Annotated in this window: 12 protein-coding genes; 5 read left to right on the top strand and 7 right to left on the bottom strand. The window is 52.9% G+C overall.

Annotated elements, in window-relative coordinates:
* Positions 1-120: 120 nt before the first annotated feature.
* From EPO18_RS11710 to rpiA, 5 genes are all read left to right on the top strand, one after another.
* The gene (locus tag EPO18_RS11710; RefSeq protein WP_292433554.1) at positions 121-1,101 is read left to right on the top strand and encodes a DUF808 domain-containing protein; all 981 of its coding nucleotides are present in this window, start codon (positions 121-123) and stop codon (positions 1,099-1,101) included.
* A 646-nt stretch (positions 1,102-1,747) separates the two neighbouring features.
* A complete protein-coding gene (locus tag EPO18_RS11705; RefSeq protein ID WP_292433553.1) occupies positions 1,748-6,286 on the top strand; it encodes a G8 domain-containing protein in 4,539 nt (1,512 codons plus the stop codon).
* A 154-nt stretch (positions 6,287-6,440) separates the two neighbouring features.
* Entirely contained in the window at positions 6,441-7,871 is a 1,431-nt protein-coding gene (locus tag EPO18_RS11700; RefSeq protein WP_292433552.1) for a hypothetical protein, read from the top strand.
* Positions 7,872-8,090: 219 nt separating this feature from the next.
* A complete protein-coding gene (locus tag EPO18_RS11695) occupies positions 8,091-8,909 on the top strand; it encodes a hypothetical protein (protein ID WP_292433551.1) in 819 nt (272 codons plus the stop codon).
* 158 nt (positions 8,910-9,067) lie between these two features.
* A complete protein-coding gene (gene rpiA / locus EPO18_RS11690) occupies positions 9,068-9,757 on the top strand; it encodes a ribose-5-phosphate isomerase RpiA (RefSeq protein ID WP_292433550.1) in 690 nt (229 codons plus the stop codon).
* A 51-nt stretch (positions 9,758-9,808) separates the two neighbouring features.
* Here the strand turns inward: rpiA and EPO18_RS11685 are convergent, their stop codons facing one another.
* The 7 genes from EPO18_RS11685 to EPO18_RS11655 all read right to left on the bottom strand — a co-directional run bounded on the left by EPO18_RS11685 (position 9,809) and on the right by EPO18_RS11655 (position 16,872).
* Positions 9,809-10,546, bottom strand: coding sequence for a DUF72 domain-containing protein (locus tag EPO18_RS11685; protein ID WP_292433549.1), 738 nt, complete (start codon positions 10,544-10,546; stop codon positions 9,809-9,811).
* 564 nt (positions 10,547-11,110) lie between these two features.
* Positions 11,111-11,743 (bottom strand): PqiC family protein, encoded by a 633-nt coding sequence (locus EPO18_RS11680; RefSeq protein ID WP_292433548.1) that lies wholly within the window; start codon positions 11,741-11,743, stop codon positions 11,111-11,113.
* Between the two features lie 12 nt (positions 11,744-11,755).
* Positions 11,756-12,748, bottom strand: coding sequence for an MlaD family protein (locus EPO18_RS11675; protein ID WP_292433547.1), 993 nt, complete (start codon positions 12,746-12,748; stop codon positions 11,756-11,758).
* 17 nt (positions 12,749-12,765) lie between these two features.
* Positions 12,766-13,533, bottom strand: a complete 768-nt coding sequence (locus EPO18_RS11670) for an ABC transporter ATP-binding protein (RefSeq protein WP_292433546.1) — start codon at positions 13,531-13,533, stop codon at positions 12,766-12,768.
* An 8-nt stretch (positions 13,534-13,541) separates the two neighbouring features.
* Positions 13,542-14,687: an MlaE family ABC transporter permease gene (locus EPO18_RS11665; protein ID WP_292433545.1), complete on the bottom strand. Its 1,146-nt coding sequence runs from the start codon at positions 14,685-14,687 to the stop codon at positions 13,542-13,544.
* Between the two features lie 307 nt (positions 14,688-14,994).
* Positions 14,995-16,425 (bottom strand): RtcB family protein, encoded by a 1,431-nt coding sequence (locus EPO18_RS11660; protein ID WP_292433544.1) that lies wholly within the window; start codon positions 16,423-16,425, stop codon positions 14,995-14,997.
* Positions 16,426-16,437: 12 nt separating this feature from the next.
* Complete coding sequence (locus EPO18_RS11655; RefSeq protein WP_292433543.1) at positions 16,438-16,872, bottom strand: archease; 435 nt, start codon at positions 16,870-16,872, stop codon at positions 16,438-16,440.
* Between the last annotated feature and the right edge of the window lie 193 nt (positions 16,873-17,065).

Here is a 17,065-nt window from a genome sequence, read left to right as displayed (position 1 = left end):
TTGAGCCGGATATCTCAGCTCATAATTAAAGGCGTAAAATAAACTAATATTTTAAATCGAGATAACTGAGCCATAAAAATCCGCTATCTCTTCTTCAACCTCTATCCCAAAGAGCCCAATATGGCCGGCACCAGCCTTTTAGTTTTACTTGACGATATCGCCTCAGTCCTGGATGACGTGGCCTTGATGACCAAAATGGCGGCGAAGAAAACAGCCGGCGTTTTGGGCGATGATTTGGCGCTGAATGCCGAGCAGGTGTCCGGTATCAGGGCGGAGCGGGAGCTGCCGGTGGTGTGGGCAGTGGCGAAAGGCTCATTAAAAAATAAACTGATCTTAGTGCCGACAGCGCTGACAATCAGCTGGCTGGCATCTTGGCTGATCACACCGTTGCTGATGCTGGGCGGCGCTTATCTGTGTTTCGAGGGTTTTGAAAAACTGGCGCACCCATGGCTGCATACGCATGCTGAAGATGAAGCCCACCGTGCCGAACTGGCTATGGCAATCGCCAATCCCGAGACCGATCTGGTGGCATTCGAACGAGATAAGATCAAGGGCGCCGTTCGTACCGACTTTGTGCTGTCGGCAGAAATCATCGTCATTACATTAGGAGCTGTCGCAACTTCGGCTTTTGCAACCAAAGTGGCCGTGATTGCCGGCATTGCACTGATTATGACTGCGGGTGTATATGGCCTAGTAGCAGTCATCGTGAAACTGGATGATGCGGGACTTTACCTGTGCCAAAAGCCGGGTCAGGGTCTGTGGACGAAAATCCAGCATCAGGTCGGCCAGGTCTTTTTGCACAGCGCGCCTTACCTAATGAAGATGCTGGCGATTGTCGGCACTGCGGCGATGTTTATGGTGGGCGGCGGGATATTGATGCACGGCATTCCTGTAGCGCACCAGTACATAGAGCACCTTGCACAAAGCGTCAACGTCGCGCCCGGCATCGGCGGCGTGCTGGAAGTGTTGGTTTCCTCATTGCTCAATGCATTGGCAGGCGTCGTTGCCGGGGCGCTTGCGTTAGCTGGTGTGACCATGGCGGGACAAGTTTATAATCGATTCAAATATCAGTATCTCAAGAAGGAAAATGTACCGCATTGACTTTATAAAGGAGCAAACCATGAACGATAAAGAACGGGTTGCCAGGCATCAAGAAAAAATAACGTGAGATATTTGAAGCGCAAAACCTCTTCCAGTCTTTGAGCTTGTTACGAATATTGGCCGGTAGATGTTTGCAATCTTGCCGAAAAGAATTTTCAACGCCTGAAACGATCCTTATCATTCATCGTAAGTCGGTTGTCCGTGTGTTAGTGTGCATTACCGTGCTGTTGCAGCGCGTTTTCCTGGATTGACTGGATTAAGCCGCAGGGTGAATGATTCATCCACGTAGGTATGCATACTAAATGGCTTGCATAACGACGATAAATCGCAGGGCGCGAAAGATTAAAGTAGATTAAAAGAAAGTGTTCTAATGTTAGAATTGCACTGTGCCCGATGACGGCCTCTACAGCCTAGTCTGCCCGGGTTCCTGTGGAGCCTGCGGAAACCAAGAAATACTTTAAGAGTCTTACCTAAGGACGCAAGGACGCGCTGATTAAATCCTTCGACGAGCTTAGAATGAACGGTAACGTATTGATTCCGTTTGTTATGCGCTTGTCAGGCCATCAGCAAAAATGACTTGTTCAGCGCTCCCCTAAAATGACTTAGGCACTCTTACCGGAATAATAATAAAAAAATGGAAATCATCATGCTAACTTCATTACGATCAACCTCGGTTTTCCTGAGCGTCTTGCTGGCTGCTACGGGGCTTCTCGTGCCGGATCGCGAGGCAAGAGCCGCGGCTCCCGTGTCGCTCTCTATGTGCACATTTGACAGCAACCGCAACGTCACCATCGGCGGCTCCGGCGGCTGTGGGCCAGACGTCTACGTCGATCAATCGTACACCGGTACCGGTGGCTTAGGCGTCATCACTATTGCATCAGGAGGCACGCTCGTTTTTGATAACAAGAACGGTAGAAGAAAGCTGGATACTTCGGGAATTGTTGTTAACGGAACGCTCAAAGCCGGTTCTTCCGCGCACCCGATCGCAAGCAATAACGCCGTCACGATTAATTTCACCGATGCGCGCGCGGTAGCAACCGTAACCAAGGGCATCACCGTCAACGCCGGCGGCAGTTTGATGCTTTTTGGCAAGACCGGCGTCGTCCCCGCGCAACCGCCAGTAGGCAGCAATCCCCAGGCGCCAAGCTGGACTTACTTGGCCGCCCCGGCCGGTCCGTCGAAGCTATACGGCACGAATCTTGGCGTCGCCAGTCCCGTGGCGGCAGGTGCAGCGACAACGCTCCAGCTCAGCGATACGGTCGATTGGCAGCCGGGCCAGTGGATTGTCGTCGCGGGTACCGATTTCTCTCCCGATAGCGCCGAGTTCGTCCGCATCTCGACGGTCAATTGCCAGAACCCCACTACGGGTGCCTGCACCGTCACTCTCGACGCCAAGACGCCGCTGGTGACTTACCACTACGGCGGCCCGGCCCCCGATAGCGGCGCTGCGGCCTTCAACGACGGCGTAACCCAGAATTACGGTGTCGACGAGCGGGCCGAGGTGGGGCTGGTGAGCCGCAACATCAAGCTTACCGCAACGATTACCGGCAGCGACACCGCCAACGGCGGCGAAATCAAAATCATGAAGGGCTTCAACGAAGTGTCGATCCAGGGGGTGGAAATCGAGAAGTTCGGCAAGGATAAAGTGGGTAGCTATCCGATACACTTCCACGAGGCCGGTACGGTGACAGCGGGGACGGTGCTGGTCGACAGCAATAGCATCCACCACAGCTACAACAAGTGCGTCACCCTGCATGCGACGAATGGCGTGACGATCTCCAACAACGTCTGCGCCCGTGCTGTCGGGCACCTGTATTTCCTGGAGATGGGCACCGAGACAAACGATGCATTCATCAATAACCTCGGCATCGGCGCGATGAGCAATGCATTCCTTATTCCCCAGATAGGCACCCCTCCAAACCTCGTTCCAAACGCCGCTGCAATCGCCGCGTTTTGGAGCGGCGACTATCTTGCGAATGACAACGGTTACAACGGTTTCAACGTGGCTTTTACCGATACAGAAGGAACCAGCCCGGTGAATGGAGCAGCAAACACGGCATCAGGCTTCTGGATCACCAATCTCGGCGGCAATACCTTTACCGGCAATTCCATCGCCGGATGCCAAGCGGTCGGACGCGGTTTTTGGATACTTCCGGGGAATAATACGCCCGCAGTGACCGCCGCCATTCCGCCCGGCGGCTTTGCCAACAACCGCGCCCACGGTTGCTACACCGGCTTCGATACCGCTTCAGATAACGGAGTAACGGGGGCGCTTAATTACACTCCGCAAGGAGCATGTCTTGCAGGAAGCGGGGCCACGGGTGCAAATTGCGATATAGTGGCCGAATTCGACGGCCTTACCGCCACCCGCAACCGTAACCGCGGCATCTGGGTACGGGCAAGCTGGTATGCCATCAAGCAAGCGCGGCTCGCGACTAACCGCGATAGCGTTTCATTGGTTTCCAGCGGCGGCACCGAAGGTTCTCCTCCGGGCGAGTGGAGCCTGCTCAAAGACGCGATCATCGTGGGGATCAGCGCCAACAACCCGTTACGCTTCGGTCCTTGCCCTTATTCCAACCAGAACAGCTTCGGCGGCAGCGCCGGTTGCTATGAGCCGGTGCAAGGCAACGGTTACCCGGCGCCAAGCTGGAATTTCGCCGGTATGATGTTCTACGATGGGCCTGCACGACTCGAAAACGTTAAATTCGTCAACTTCAACAAGGATATTACTCCTTACCTGACGGCTGCGGATCTCAGTTACCTTAATTATTACTCGTCGTCCGGCAACACAATTCCGGGGCAGCCTAACAAGCCGTTCGTATACGAGGGCGATGCCGCCATGGGTTGGTTCCAATCCAACGTTAATAGCTATCCGCCGACGCAGTACGTCAAGGAACTCAGCTACGTCAACGTCGATCTGCGCCATCAGGTATACACGCAGGATGTCGGGCCAACTGCAGCCCCGTCGGGTACGGGAAGCAACTTCCGCGACGGCGATAAATTCACGGTCATCCTTGACCGCGACCAGAGTCTCACCGGCCTCCAAGTGGTTTCGAGCGGCACAAATCCGTCTTCAGTGCCGGATGCCTATCCGATCTCGCTGAACAATCTCCCGTTCCTGGCCGGGCCGGGTACCGTTGACGAGTGTCTTTCGACCGGGCAGCAGGATCAGGCGCTTGAGGGGCGTCCGACATCGCTGATCAGCCCATACAGCTATGCCACGCTCGAGTTCTCCGCGCTGACGGCGCCTTGCAACGGTGTCGTGACACCCGGACAACCGAACTGTCAGAACAATAACGTCCTGGTTTTCACCAAGGATCAGAAGGACTACGGCGGCAACATTCAGTTCACCGATACTGCGATCGACAGCGGCAACACTATGTATGCGGTGAACTGCGGCGGAACCGCGGGCGCAAGTGACCCCGGCGTTCCCGGGCACGCTTGCGTGGCGCTTTCCGGCCGCAATGGCAATGGCATTTACGAACCCAAGGTGGTAAACGGACTCGGTTACACCGTCGGTGCATCAGCGGGTATACCCAACTTCGTCTCGTTGATGTACACCGATGCGAAGCTGCCAAATGGGATTTCTGCGACGAACCCTTTCCATACACGGGTAGGCATCTGCTATAAGAATGAGAATATGACGGCGACGCCCGATGCATCGGCGTTCAAGGTCTACAAGGGCGGCAAGTCGTTCGCTTCTCCCAACAACAATCTTAGTACTCTGTCAGCCTATTTCTCCAGCGAACTTCAGTGCGCCGGCCTGGACAACGTCATGTGTGGCAGTGGAACAACAGCAACTCCGTTCTGCTACACGACACTCTGTCCATACGCGCCAACTCTCGCGCCAACGCCTGTGCTGCCTCCCCCGCTGCCTAGCGTTTCCACAATCGCCGACCTGGACGATCCGGCGCAATGTCCGAATGGCGAGTGCTATTTCTACGACTCAACCAGCGGCCTGTTGTTTCTCAATGTCGTTCAGGAACAACCTAACGCCGGCGGGCCATATTCGTCCCCGCTTGGGAGCTGCGCCGGGACCAAGGATGCAGACGGAATCTGCGCGGATAAGAGTTTCTATTCCTGCCCTGGTCCAGGTTGCGAGCTCTACACGATCCAAGTGGACAGCAGCTACGCGCCTGGATCCCCGTCGGCATGCACGCCTTATGGCGGTAGCGGCGGTGCGGTTGATTACAAGCAACCCTATCCGAGCGATCTGAACCAATTGGCCTACAGCAATAAAACACCCATCCAGACGGCGCTCCATGGAGCCAATGGAGGTTTTCCGCACAATGAGCTCACTAAAGCACCGAAGGATTTCTGCCCCACCAATGCACCGACGCAGCCGGATTGGCCGCCAGCACCCAAAAATGGGGAAGAGGTGTTCACCTTGGCCCTCCCGGCGAACGTAACAGCCACCATTCAGGGCGTAGCGGTGATCCCAGGAACCTCTTTTGTCCTGTTAACTCCGGGTACAACATATCTGCTGTCCGCAACCAACAGCAATTCGGGCAGTTCATGCAGCCAAAATTTCACGGTTAACCAGGACGGAACAGGCTTCACCAGCACTGGCGCTAATTGGTGTCAGTTGGGGGCGAGTGGTAATACCACCATCAGTCCTGCTGCGGGCCCTTATGACGGGAGTTTTACCTTGAAGCTCCCGTCTAAGGTAACAGCCACCATCCAGGGCGTAACGATGGACTCCAGAACCCAATCGTTCCTGTTGTCTCCGGGACAAACATACACGCTGTCCGCAACCAGTAAAAAAAGCAATCCATCCAGTTCATGCAGCCAGAACTTCACGATTAATCAGGACGGAAACGGCTTTACCAGTGCTGGCAGTAATTTGTGTCAGATGGGTACGAGCGGGAACACCATCCTCAGCCCTGGGCAGGGGCCTTATCAATCCCGTTTTACCTTGAGCCTCCCGGCGAACGTAACGGCTACCATCAAGGGCGTGACGGTGAATCCCAAAACCTCGTATGTCCTGTTATCGCCGGGGCAAACGTACTTGCTGTCCGCAACCAGCACCAATCCGCCGGCCAGCTCATGCAGCCAGAAATTTACAGTCTCTGCAAACGGAATTGGTTTTACCAGCAGCAGTAATAATTGCTGTCAAATGGGGACGAGTTCCCCGACCAACAACATCGGCCCTGGGGCTGGACCCTATAGTTGTGAGGGGCCTTAGCGCCTATCGGTAAAAATAAAAAGGAGGGCAGTCTTGCCGCCCTCCAACTATCGCTTCCGTTAGTAGTTAAGCATTGGGCCGGAACGAGAAACGAGGGGATAAATAAAATCCGGCCCTAATAACTTTTTTAATTACCTTAATTCAGAGAGAAACTATGATAAAGCGTATAGACATAGCACTTTTAACCGGGGCATTATTAGTTTCTGCGGCTGTTTTCGCAGAAGACTCCGAGGCAGACAAGCAGGCCGAAACTACGGGGACGGCTCCTCAGGCGCAAAATACCAAGGAAAGCACTCCGCCCACGCCGCCGCAGATGGACTGTCCGTCAACGGTTACCGTCAGTTCCACGCTTCCCCTTTCTGTAGCGAATACCTTCCCGCAAGGTTATCAGGCATTCAATGTGCAGGATCAGCCTTGCTTCGATATGTTCTCCTGGCAGGTCTTCGCCGCTCTCAATTGGCCTGCGGATAGCAACGGAAATCCCGAATCAGGAGCTAACGTTAACATCGGCACCGATCCCGGCAATTTCCGGGTCTGGGAGTATTTTGACGACACGGCGAATGTCTTCGGTTCCTCCTCAACAGCTAAGAAAGGAAGCGCCACGGCGGAGAAATTTCCCGGCGGCGTGAAGATCATGGGCAAACTCTCGAAGGTGGACGGTTCTCCGGGAAGTCCCCTTTCGGAGTTTATCGAAGCATCGGGGCAGCCGATGGTGGATAACAATCTCAATTATCTGGTGTATGAAGTCCGGCTCAATCCTACCGAAGTCAGCTACATCATGCAGAATGGGCTGAACACCAAGAAAGGCCAGCAGACTGCGCCCGCAGTGTTTTTTCCGACCAGCGTCCTGCCGACACAAACGGCACCGGGCGCCCCCGGTTCCATGGAGATCAAGGCCGCGTGGAAAATTCTTTCGGGAAATGACCAAGTCTCACAGTTTTATACCCGTCAAGCGACGATCAATGTGGATAAAGCCCACAGCGTTTCGGGCAAGGCTTTTAGCATCAAGAACGTCACCGTCGGTCTAGTCGGCATGCACATCCTCTATAAACCCTCCAGCTTCGGCTGGATATGGTCGACCTTCGAGCAGGTAAACAACGCTCCAGACATCAACGACCTGAGCGCTAATACCAACTATGCGGGCAAGAATCTCTATAACCACGATTGCTCCTCGTCGACCTGCTTCCAGAATATCCTCAACAAGCAAAAGACCTATAAATGGTCCGCCACGGCACCGTATGCGGCAACGGCAGCCTTCAACGATGGAAAAGGCAACGCCTTCGGCACTCAGACGGTACGGATGGTTCCGATCCCCGATTATACCCAGGCGATCAACGCACTCTGGCAGTATAACCTCAGCGGAACGGTTTGGGCCAACTACCAGTTGATCGGTAGCCAGTGGCTCGGAGGGACAGAGAACACACCTGCACCGAACTCCACTTTCGGCGTCCCCCACGCGCTTTCCAATATGACCATGGAGACTTACGACCAGGCATCGGCGTCTTGTATCAGTTGTCATAATATGGCTACCACCACCGCCGGTAAACCGGCCGACTTCAGCTTCCTGTTGCAACACGCCAAATAAGCGCATTGCATTAGAAATGCCGGAAGCGCGCAGCCCCTCTTCTGCAAAGGCGGAAGAGGGAAATGCGTCAAGAAAAATGGGGCGGCTCGAATTAACGCGCTGCCGTTCAACCCTCTGTTCCGTCGGGTTAACTTCCGACGGGATAAATCAAGCCTGACCTTAGCTATTTAGAATTTCCAGCATTAGATCAAAAGCTTCAATGAACGGAGAAAATATACAATGAAAAAACAGCTTACAACCCTTCTTGTCCGTCCGGCAGCCCGCGGAGGTAAATACCTTGGCCCCGATGCGGCCAATGCGAGCCATCAGAGTGCGCTGGTGTTTCTGTTGAATCCGGTAACGGAAGAGCTGGTCGCCTATGGGGTTGCCGATGCTTCAAACCCGCTGAGTGCCGGGCCGGCGGATTTAATGAGCCCCGTGAGCCGGAGTGCGCCTTTTGCGACCGATAACAAAACAGTCCAGGTACAATTGAGCGTTGATATTTCAGAGCCGACCGATTTTAGGGTGCTGGTGTTCGGCCCTTTGAGCCATCCCGATCAAGCGCGGATAGCGCAAGCGGATATTACAGTGCTGCCGGGCGTGAACATTGGAGCTAGCCCACAGAACCCCGAAGGCTTGGTGATTGAAGTGCCGGGATTATGCATCAGCAACGTGCAGGCCGATTGGCAAAGCTCTGAGGTAAGCTGTTTTGCCAAAGTGACGATGATGTGCGGCTGCCCTATTCGCAGTGCAGTTACCAACCCCGGCTGGTTTTGGCCGGACACCGATTTTTCCGTGCAATTGGTCACCTACATGCAGAGCAAGGCTGTGTATTACTACACGTTGGATTTTGACAATACCCCCGGTGTCATCAGTTCGTTTACAGGGCAATGGCCTAATCAGGCGGCACCGAACGATAAGGTGGAGCAGGCTTGGATATACGCTTCTGAACCAAAGCTGGGTAATCAGGGCAAATACAGGATTTCCCCTTTATTTCCCCAGTTGCCGCTACGGCTGCCGCCGGATGTACAAAGAGTCATCTTGGAGGCCGGCTATTAGTGTCGACTATGCGATGAGTTTGATCAAGCGCCTTGCATAAATCGCCAACGCGGTGTCTACTTCGGCAGGCGGGAGGCATTGTTTCCGACGCGTGGAAATCGGCATTACAAGGATTGTTGTAGTATTAATTCAGTCCTGTCTACATTAAGGAGCAAACCATGAACGATAAAGAACGGGTTGCCAAACATGCAGCCAACCAAGTGACAGATGGCATGCTGGTCGGCCTGGGTACCGGTTCGACTGCAAATTGCTTTATTGAGGAACTGGCGCAGCGCAGCCGTGAGCAGGGGCTTAAAGTGACTACCGTCGCCAGCTCGGTTGTGAGTGCGATCAAGGCACAACAGCTTGGCTTGCCCGTGCTCGGTTTCGAGCAGGTCAGTCACGTTGATATGTATGTCGATGGCGCTGATGAAGTGTCGCCGGAACTAACCCTGCTTAAAGGGCAGGGGGCCGATCTGGTACGCGAAAAACTGCTGGCAGTCGCCAGCGAGCAATTTTTAGTGTTGGTTGAACCCAGCAAGTTGGTTGAGCAAATCGGTCAGAATTTTGCGATCCCTATTGAAGTGATGCCTTTTGCGTGGCAACTGATTAAAAAGCAGCTGGAAGCAAGCGGTGGGCGTGGCGATTTACGCCAAAATGCCAATAAAAACGGCTTTGCGATGAGCTCTTACGGCAGTTTAATCTTGGATATGAGCTTTGATGAACATATCGATGCTGAAACACTTAACGATATTTTAAATAGCATCCCCGGCATTGTTGAGCATGGTATTTTTTATGGGCTGGCAACGACGGTTTTGATTGGGGTTAATGGTCAGGTGCAAGAGCGGCGGGCAGGAGGTTTTCAATAATCGGTGGGCAATTACGGCACTAAGGAAGGCGGCAATCGCTCCTGAAAAGCCTTATCTTCCGTAATCTTCTACCAGAGCTTGCAAAGTATAGGCATTAAAAGGTGCGGCGCATTCGGCGGTATTGTCGAAATAAACATGTACTTCTTTGCCTTGTTGAGTCCATTGAGCAATGCGCTCGGCCCAATAGGCCAGTTCGGGTTTACTGTAGGGAGAGACATAAGTTTGTGTATGTCCATGCAAACGAATATAAACTAGGTTTGTGGTAGTACGATCCCACATCGGCCAAGCCTCTGCGTCCGACAGGCAAACAGCAATATTAGCCTCAGTCATACAATCCGCCGTTTCATCGTCAAACCAGGAATTGTGCCTGAATTCTATGCTGTGGCGCGCTTCAGGCCATTGTTGTAAGGCATCTATAAAATTTTTTAACCGGTTCAAGTCTTTTTTCAATAAGCCGGGCAGTTGCCACAATACCAAGGCCAGCTTTTCTCCGAGCGCACCGGCATGATTTTTCTCGATAAGTACCGACGGCAAGGGATCAAGTAGTTTTTTATTATGCGTTAAGTAGCGATTGCCTTTTAATGCGAATCTGAATGTGGCCGGGGTTTCGTCGAACCATTTTTTAAAAGTGTCGGGACTTTGCAAACGATAAAAAGTGCCGTTGATTTCTACCGCAGAAAAACGCTCGGCGTAGAATTTCAGCCAGCCTTTTCTGGTGACGCCGGTGTAAAAGCAGTCTTGCCAGTCTGGATAACTCCAGCCGCTAGTGCCTATGTATAGTGATTGCATATAAAGTTCATTTTAAATCTCTTCTCTTAAACCCTTTTGGCAATTGCTTATGCATTCCCCATGTCCATCCTCGTCGTTATGCACAAGTATTTAAAAGCACGTCATTCCGGCAGGGATTGCCGGAATCCAGAGCACAGGATGTGAATGCCTGATTAACTAAGCAATTCCGCGTCGCAAGGCTTGTGCCTGCTTCGGTATTGCCATCCATGGCTTCTCGGCAATTGCTCCATGCATTGCTCTACCTCCTGCATCCTTGCAGTCGTGGATTCTGGCAATCCCTGCCGGGATGACGAAAACCGTCGTGCTTCCCAGACACTTGTGTATAACGATGATACGTCCATCTGGGTTATGCAGGAGCAGTTGCCGAGAATCATCATTAAAAAGGTGAATGGCTATATAATAAAACATACTGATTTTTTTCGTGACTTCGTGCTTTTCGTGGACTGACTGCGGTTTTTAGATTGATACAAATCACCGGCTGCACAGTCGGGTAGGAATGAAAAATAAGCCCTTGGCGGAGGTAAGAGAAACAGACATCAAAATTCTCGCTTGGGAATATCCTTATTAAAATCGGCGGTCGGCTTTGTTTATGGCGGATTTGTCATCTGCCAATCTCCGTACTTCATCGGCCAAGTCGCGGCTCAAACGATTGAGACAATCGTTGAGCGCTTCCACGATAATACGGTAGTCGGAGGTCGAAGCCGGCGCACGGTACGATACTTGCCGATTCACTAATGCTCCGTCGCTGCGGGTTATCTGCCATTGTGCAGTCAAACCGGCCTGTCCTTGCGGGTCTGCATGAAACTCGAGAATATTGACGGATACCCGGAAGTTCGCCCGTTCTGCCGTAGTTGAAGTACTGGAAAACCCTACCTCCGCCGGCACCATAATCGTAAGATTTTGAGCCAACACGCGGCCGATATTGTGATCCAATGCCTCGGCCCAGCGATTGAGCTCGTTCAGTTGATAGGCGTTTTTACCGTTCGCGGTCACGATCTGGGGTCTGTCCACATAGTGTGGAATGCGGACCGGCGAAAGGATAATAACCGGTTTTTGGGTGATTCCGGTTGGGCTTTTGTGCTCAATGCCAGTGATCGGCTCCAGCATATAGAATTGTGATGAAGATGTTGTACAGGCCGCCAAAGACAGCAGCAAAACAGACAGCAGCGGAATAAAAACGAGCCGGATTATATACATGGTCAATCTCCTCTAGTTATCTTTTCCAGTAAGCACTGCTTCCGGATGGCGTTCCAGATAATCGGTCAGATTTCTGATCGAGCGAGCCGTATCTTTGAGCGCTTCCAGGGTCTCGGTTAAATCCGATTCAGGCCCGACTGCGCCGTCCAGTTTCGCCATCGAATCCCGCGATCTGTCAAGAGCAGCGGTTGCGGCTGTCAATGTCTTGTCAGTGTTGGCGACGATAGGCTTAAAATCCTTGATCAAGGCATTGGTGCTAACCATTGTATTGTTCGTATGGACCAGTAACGGTTCCAGATTATGATTGAGCGTCTTTACCGTTTTCTCCATTTCCTCAAGGGTTTTGGCTAAGGCAACTTTGGACTTTTTGACGTCTTCGGAAGCCAAAAAATTATTAATTTCGCGCAAGCTGGCCGATAAGTTCTGGACGATGTCTTCCAGCGGCAATTCGTTTATTTTTTTTACCACTTGTTCGACCGTATTGCGGATTTCGTCGACGGTTGTCGGAATGGCGGGCAGTTCAAGCAATCCCTGATATTCAAGGCCGGTAAACACCGGCGGTTTATCACGGTGCACATCGAAATCTATGTAAAGCAAACCCGTCAACAGGCTTTGCATCTCGAGGCGGGCACGGAAACCTGCGGCAACGAGACCGTCCCGGTTTGCCTCCCGCTCTTTGCGCGTCATCGCTCTGGGAAAAGGTGTGCCTTCTGAAGTGGTTAAAGTTTTGCGGTCGATCTCTATCACTACCGGTTTGTATATTTTGCTGGTTTTCGGGTCAAGCTGTAGAACGATTTTCGTGACTTCACCGACCTTGACGCCCTGCATTTTTACCGGCGCACCTATATCAAGCCCATTGAGCGAGGAATCAAAAAAGATCACGAAGCGGACTTTATCGGCACGCAAAAACTGTCCGCCGCCGAATATGAACGCCGCAACCAGCAAAAGCGCCAAGGCGCCGACCGTAAAACCGCCGATAGCGACAGGACTGATAGGTTTACTCATGGCAACATTACTCCTTTCTAAGCAGACTTATTGGCATTGCTTTCGCCTCGGGTCAGAAATTGAATGATCTTGGCATCGCTGGATTCGGCCAGCAGTTTTTTGGGCGAACCGGTCGCCAGCATGGTTTTAGTATCGGGATCGAGAAAAACCGAATTGGTGCCGATCGCGAAGATGCTCGCCAATTCGTGGGTGACGACAACAATGGTCGTGCCCAATGTGTCGCGCAGGCTGACAATCAGATCATCCAACAGCCTGGCGCTGACCGGGTCGAGCCCGGCCGACGGCTCGTCGAAGAACAGAATCTCGGGATCGAGCGCCATGGCCCTGGCCAGGCCGGCGCGTTTTTGCATGCCGCCGCTGATTTCGGATGGGTAATAATCCTCGAACCCCGCCAGACCGACCAGGGCGAGCTTGTAGGACACGATGTCGCCGATTTCACGGCCGTTCATATGGGTGAACTCGCCCAGCGGCAGGGCGATATTTTCGGCCAGCGTCAGGGAACTGAACAAAGCGCCGCTCTGGTACAGAACCCCGATGCGCCGGATGATGCGGACACGCTCCTCGTCGCTGGCATGCCAGAAGTCTTGCTGGTCGTAAAACACATCGCCTTGGGCAGGGCGCTGCAGGCCGATCAAATGCCTGAGCAACGTGCTTTTGCCGCAGCCGCTGCCGCCCATGATGATGAAGATGTCGCCATGATCGATGGTGAAATTCAAATCCCGCTGAATCAGGAAATCGCCGTAAGCCATGGTCAGGTTTGTTACGGTGATATGCGGCGTATTCATGGCGGAAGTCATATACCGAGCCGATCGCAAATTAACGTAATCACCGAGTCGGCGACCACGATGTAGACGATGCTGTTTACCACGGCTGCCGTTGCGGCATCGCCGACAGCGGAGGCACTGCGTCCGCACTGCATGCCGCGCATGCAACCCGCTGTCGCGATCAGCGCCGCAAACACCAGGCTTTTGAACAGTCCGATACCGAAATCGGTCAGGTCTACGGCTTTTTGGGTTTCATTGTAGTACTGGATCAAGGACACATCGAAGGCGCTGACTGTGACCATCGCCCCGCCCAGCATGCCCATCAAGTCGGCATAAAGACAGAGTAGCGGCATCATCAGGATCAACGCCAGCATGCGCGGCAGCACCAGGAACTGCATCGGCGATATGCCCATGGTCTTGAGCGCGTCTATCTCGCTGTTGACATTCATGGTGCCGAGTTGTGCGGCATAGGCGGCCCCGGTGCGTCCCGACATGATCACGGCTGTCATCAGCGCGCCCATCTCGCGGACTGTGCCTAGGCCGACCAGATCGGCGATATAGATTTGAGCACCGAACATGGCCAGCTGCACGGCGCCGACAAAAGCCAGAATCAATCCCACCAGCAAGCTGATCAGCGTCACGATCGGCAGGGCCGCGGGGCCTGCGTCTTGTATGCATAAAAATATATCGATGGTTCGAAAGCGCGCTTTGGCTTGAATCAACGCGATGAAAGCCAGCAAGGTTTCGCCGATAAAAGCGAGCAGCCCCTTCGCGTCCTTAAGGCCGTTCAGGACCGCCTTGCCAATTTCGGCCAGCGTGGATTTTTGTTGCGCCGTGCGGCGCGCACCGGCCCGTTCGGGCACTGCGCGCGCCAGTTTGAGCAATGCCTGTGCGCCTTCGGGCAGCCCGGACATATCGACTTCGATATGCTGGGTCTGGCAATAATTGAATATCTTGAGCAGATAAGCCGGCAACCGGCTGTCCCATCCTGCAAGATCTTGCGCTCGTAACAAAACCAACTTCAGGTTTTTAAAGGCGCTCAAATCCTCTAGCACCTGTTCGACCGGTTTGATTGAAGCTTCATTACTCCAACTGCCGGTCAACTGCATAGCCACAGTCGAACCGTCGACAGGTATGAAGCTGACTTGGCCCGATACTGTTTCGGCAACGCTCATGGCTTTTTCCTGCAAGCCTTGTTGCCAAGGTTTACAGATACGGAACACTGGATTTGTGTAATTCCTGTCTTAAACATAAACCGTTCCTCTTTAATAACAGTCCAAAAAATCTTTTTGTAAATGTTATGCCATCGAACCGATAGTCATGCGGAAGCGGCCCAACGCAAGCACGAAGACGCCGATCGTAAACTGATCGAAGAACTACGGCCGGACGAAGACGTTCGACGCCATTGCCGGAGAATCACCACAACCAGCGAATTGGTCTGTTTCCACGATACAAGTCAGTATCGTGTACCGGTCTACGGCTTTAGCCTTTGATACAAATCACCGGTTCCAGTTTGGCGACTTTTCGGGCTAATCCGGCCCGGTCTGCAACATCCACCACTATACTGACATCTTTATAAGCTTCGGGCGCTTCTTCGGCCACGCCGCGCATCGACGGGCTGCGAATGATAATGCCTCGAGCCGCCAACTGATCGACCAGCGTTCTGCCTTGCCAATGCTTAGACGCTTGAGTGCGGCTCATTGCCCGCCCCGCGCCGTGACAGGCCGAGCTGAACGAGCGTTGCTCGCTTTCTTTGGTGCCGCACAGCACATAAGAGCTGGTACCCATGGAGCCGCCGATCAGCACCGGTTGTCCGACTTCTTTGAATGCGGGCGGCAAATCGGGATGGCCGGGGCCGAAAGCGCGGGTTGCGCCTTTGCGATGCACATATAGCTCTTTTTTATGGCCATCGATCGTATGCTGTTCCACCTTGCAGGTGTTGTGCGAGACATCATAGAGCAGGCCGAGATGGATACCGGGAAATACCGTTGCAACAGCTTGCCGGGCTATATGAGTGATAATTTGCCGGTTCGCTAATGCGCAGTTAATAGCGGCCCGCATCGCTCCCAAATATTTTTTGCCTAAAGGCGAATTCAATGGCGCGCAAGCCAGTTCGCGATCCGGCAAAACGATATTATATTGAGCCGCCGACATCGCCATTTCTTTCAAAAACTCGGTGCCGATTTGATGTCCCAAGCCTCTGGAACCGCAGTGAATGGTGATCACCACATCATCAACGCGTAAGCCGAAAGTTTTGGCGGCATCCCGGTCGAAAATCTCTGCGACCCGCTGCACTTCAAGGTAATGATTGCCGGAACCCAGAGTGCCCATTTCATCTTTTTGCCGCTCACGGGCTTTAGCAGAAACGTAGTGGGGCTCAGCACCGGCCATGCAGCCGTGTTCTTCAATACGTTCCATATCCTGTTCTTCGCCAAATCCCTGTTCAAGCGCCCATTTTGCGCCCCCTATCAGCATGCCGTGCATGTTTTCATGATTCAAGTGTATTCGGCCTTTGCTGCCGACACCGGCTGGAACTGTGCGGTATAACACATCGGCAAGCGCCTGTTTATGCGGCTGCAATTGATCCATAGTAAGACCGGTATGCAAGGTGCGCACACCGCAGGAGATATCGAAACCTACACCGCCGGCCGATACAACGCCGCCTTGATCAGGATCGAAAGCAGCGACGCCGCCGATCGGAAAACCGTAGCCCCAATGTGCATCGGGCATTGCATAGGCGGCTTCAACAATACCCGGCAAGGTCGCGACATTGGTAAGCTGCTCGTAAACTTTCTGGTCCATAGCCTCCAGTAATTGCGCGTCGGCATAAATCACTGCTGGAACACGCATAGGGCCTTTAGGTTGAATTTCCCAGCACGTTTCGTCTCGTTGTATAAATTGACGGGTATCCATTGAATACCTCCTCTAAACATCGATAACACATTGGGCAACCCACGTGTCATCAGCTTGCTGATAGACACGCAGTTCGGTAAAAGTGGCGCCTTTGATTTCTACGGCAGGATGGTGTTTTTGCCGATCAACGGCTTCGCCATAGGCCATCGCCGATAACGTGTCGTCATCGATAACGACCTCAAAACGATTGAACAGCACGCCCTGCGCAGACATTTCATAAATCAATTCATTAAGCCAGCTGACCAGCAGCAGTTCAGTATCGGGCGCTTCACAATAGATGGAGATGACTTTCGATGTCGAAACCGAGTCAAGATGGGTGACTGTTGCGGTCATCGCGATAGCGGCTTGCTCGAACGCTTGCTCAAGCGTAGGTGCAATGCCGCGTATGCCGATGTCCGCTTCATGTTCAAAATGTTCCCAGCGGGGTGTTATCGATTTATTTTTCAATGGGCCTGCCTCACTTTTATTGGTGCAATAATAATATTTTGCAGAGTAACGATTCCTTATGTTGGGCAAAAATTGCGCAGACGGAAAAAGTGCTTATGTCGGAGATGTAGCTGAATAATGAGACTATACTATCAGCGGACCCAGATAAATACGTAGTTCAACTTATTGAAATATAATGAAATAGCTTTATGAT

Origin of the sequence: Methylobacter sp. (genome assembly GCF_004322395.1) — a bacterium.
GTDB lineage: Bacteria > Pseudomonadota > Gammaproteobacteria > Methylococcales > Methylomonadaceae > Methylobacter_A.
The sequence above is the reverse complement of the archived record's forward strand: the minus strand, read 5'-3'. Positions and strand labels throughout refer to the sequence as shown.